The sequence below is a fragment of the Cryobacterium sp. RTC2.1 genome (genome assembly GCF_035018685.1).
In the GTDB taxonomy this organism is placed as follows: Bacteria; Actinomycetota; Actinomycetes; order Actinomycetales; family Microbacteriaceae; genus Cryobacterium; species Cryobacterium glucosi.
The window spans coordinates 1-2999 of the sequence record NZ_JASJXJ010000246.1 but is presented as its reverse complement, the minus strand read 5'-3'; the positions used below and the strand labels follow the sequence as shown (position 1 = coordinate 2999).

3 protein-coding genes are annotated in these 2999 nt (G+C 65.7%); 2 read left to right on the top strand and 1 reads right to left on the bottom strand.

Annotation, left to right across the window (positions count from 1 at the left end; all coding sequences use genetic code 11):
* The coding region (locus tag QN357_RS18440; RefSeq protein WP_323505334.1) for a VOC family protein at positions 1-397 on the bottom strand (397 nt) is incomplete at its 3' end.
* A 314-nt stretch (positions 398-711) separates the two neighbouring features.
* On the opposite strand from QN357_RS18440, the gene QN357_RS18435 reads away from it, so the two are divergent.
* Together QN357_RS18435 and QN357_RS18430 are read left to right on the top strand one after the other, a co-directional pair.
* On the top strand, positions 712-1731 hold the full coding sequence (locus QN357_RS18435) for an ABC transporter permease (RefSeq protein ID WP_134449133.1): 1020 nt from the start codon (positions 712-714) through the stop codon (positions 1729-1731).
* Positions 1732-1817: 86 nt separating this feature from the next.
* Positions 1818-2930, top strand: a complete 1113-nt coding sequence (locus QN357_RS18430; protein ID WP_134558326.1) for a substrate-binding domain-containing protein — start codon at positions 1818-1820, stop codon at positions 2928-2930.
* The last annotated feature ends 69 nt before the right edge of the window (positions 2931-2999 follow it).

The following is a 2999-nucleotide window of genomic DNA, read 5'->3' as shown; positions in this document are numbered from 1 at the left end:
GGTAGGCCCACTTGGAACCGATCAGGGCGCCGGAATCGAGAGTGACGGGCGGTGCGTTGAATACCGCGCCCTTCTCGACCAGGTCCCGGTATGCCGCGTCGAGGTCCGACACTTCGAGGCACACATGCGCGCTGCCGACATCACCATTGCTTCGATCGAAGTCGCGCCCCTCCGGGTTGTGGTATTCCAGGAATTCCAGGCGGGTGTTCCCGATCATGATCATCGAGAATGCCAGCGCGGCATCGTTCACCTGGACGCTGCGGGAGAGTGCCTCTCCCGAACCCTCGCTGACGGGACCAGGAGTGAGCCCGAACATTCGCGAGTACCACTCGAAGGAACGCTTCATGTCGCGCACCGTCACTCCGACGTGGTGCACTCCGAGAACCTGGAAGGCCATCTGACTCTCTCCTCTGCGTCCCGCCGCACTGCGGGTCGCTGTCGTCGTGTTGTCACTCGACTCACATTCTGCTGCGTCGGGATCGCTTTGTACAGTGTCACTACACAAGTGTGCACCGATCGCGCACGCCGGATCGCGGGGGGATGGTCCTTCGCGGTGGTCGAGGACGATCCACCTTCCCCAAACCTCGGCGTTGCCGATTCTCGAATCGTTACCGGCAACTACTTGTGAACAGCTCAGGACTTTTGTAAAGTGACGCTCAACACACAGCGCGTGACATCGACGTTGCCCGGTGAGAATTGTTGGGAGAAAGCATGATCGACGCAACGGTGCGTGAACCGGCGAAGCTACTCAGTTCGCGACCTGTCGTCTCCAAGGGATTCGTCACCGTCGGCGTATCCACGGTGCTGCTCTTCGTGGTCTGCGCCCTTGTCGCGCCGACGAGCGTCTCCGGCGGGGCTGTGCTCGGGATGATCCCCTTCGCCGCCGTGCTTGCAATCGTCGGCCTCGGCCAGATGCTGGTCGTGCAGCAGGGCGGAATCGACCTCTCCATCCCCGGCGCCGTGTCGCTCGCCATCGTGATCGTCAGCCACGAGCCGGACGGTGACAACAGCAGGCTGTTGCCCGCGGTCGTTCTGGCGCTGGCCTACGCGATCGGGGCCGGCCTGCTCAATGGCTTCATGGTCGGCCGTCTCGGACTCAACTCGATCATCGCCACCCTGGGAACGAACGCACTGCTCTTCGGGGCCGTCCTGGGCATTTCCGGCGGCACGCCGCGCAGCACGACCAGCCTGCTGGCCGGAATCGCCGGCGGCCTGACCTGGGGCATCCCGAACTCAGCATTCTTCGCTCTCGCCGCGCTGGCGCTCGTGACCGTCATGGTCAAGCGCACGGTAGCCGGGCGGCGTTTCGAAGCCGTCGGGGCGAACCCGCTGACTGCCCGTGCGACGGGCCTGCGCGTGACGATCCATCAGTCGCTGGCTTTCGTGTGGGCCCAGCTGCTGTACTGCCTGGCCGGCATTCTGCTCGCCGGCATCACCAACCAGCCCACTGCCTTCCAGGGCGACGCATACCTGCTCCCGGCGGTCGCGGTCGTCGTGCTTGGCGGCACATCGTTGCTGGGTGGCCGCGGGTATCCCGTCGCCACGGTCATCGCGGCGTTGTTTCTGAGCCAGCTCGACCAGTTCGTGCTGTCACTCGGCGTGCCCTATGCGGTGCGCACCCTCGTGCAGGCGGCGGCGCTCGCCGTCGGCGTGGCGCTGTACACGGTGGACTGGGCGGCATTCCGCCAGAGGTTCATCCGCAGGTCCCCCCGGATCGGCACCCCGGCATGACTGCTACACACCGGGGACAAGGTTTTCGACGGAGCGGTCGAAATAGTGCGACAGAGGCGTCGCTCTCACAATGGAGGAAATCAAACATGAAACGTCCCAAGAGTCTCGCAATGCTCGTCATGTCCCTCGCCGCAGCTTCGCTGGCGCTCGCGGGCTGCAGCGGAACGTCATCGAGCTCGGGCTCCGGCTCGACGGCGGATGCCGGAACTTCTGTGGCAGGAGCACCGTCGTGGTGTGGTCCGAAAAAGATCTCCCTCGGTCTGCTCGACGGCTTCGGCGGAAACAGCTGGCGTCTGGTGACGACGGCGGCCGGTGCCGATGAGGCCAAGCTGTGCCCGAGCGTCACAAGCTACGAATACGCGGACGGCCAGGGCGACACCCAGAAGGCCATCTCGGACATCCAGGGCATGGTCGCCAAGGGTGTCAACGCCCTCGTCGTGTTCCCGGACGCCGGCCAGGCCATGCTGCCCGCCCTGCGCAGCGCATACAAGGCCGGCGTCGTGACCGTTCCCTACCGGGTCGACCCGGGCGGCAAGGACGGCGTGGACTACGACGCCTGGATCGGCGCGGACTTCGTGACCGATGGCAAGAACTGGGGTAACTGGCTCAAGACCAACCTCCCCGACGGCGGCAACATCCTCTTCATCAGCGGGCCGAAGGGCAACAGCCAGGCCGTCGACGAGCTGACGGGCATGAAGTCGGTCATCACCGACCCGAAGTACGTCTTCATCGGCGAGACGCCCGAGGTCACCAACTGGGACCCGGCACTCACCCAGCAGGTACTCACAGCGGACATCGCGAAGTACCCGAAGATCGACGCCATCGTCTCGGACTTCGGCCCGTCGCTCGTGGGCGCCCTTCCGGCCTTCGCGAAGAGCGGGCGTTCCGTGCCGGCCATCGTCACCTCTGACGGAAACTCCCTCGGTTGCTTCTACACGGACAACAGCGCGGCCAACCCGGACTTCAAGCTGATGACGGTCGCCACCGGAAACGACAACGTGCGACTCGCCGTCGACTACGCGGTCGCGAAGGCGACCGGTGGCGTGCTCCCGACCGACACGGTCTTCAAGGCCCCGGCCTTCGAAGACTCCGTGAGCGGAAAGCCGAGCACCGTGCAGTGCAAGAAGGACCTGCCCGGCGACATCTACCTCTCGGCGAAGATGTCGCCTGAGGACCAGGCGGCCCTGCTGAAGAAGTAGGCCAACCGGTGCCGGCCGGGGGGGGGGGGGGGGGGGGGGGGGGGGGGGGCGCGCCGCCCGCGGCGGGGG

Coding starts and splice junctions, on each gene's coding strand:
- QN357_RS18430 (WP_134558326.1), top strand. CDS start 1,818: ATGAAACGTCCCAAGAGTCTCGCAATGCTCGTCATGTCCCTCGCCGCA.
- QN357_RS18435 (WP_134449133.1), top strand. CDS start 712: ATGATCGACGCAACGGTGCGTGAACCGGCGAAGCTACTCAGTTCGCGA.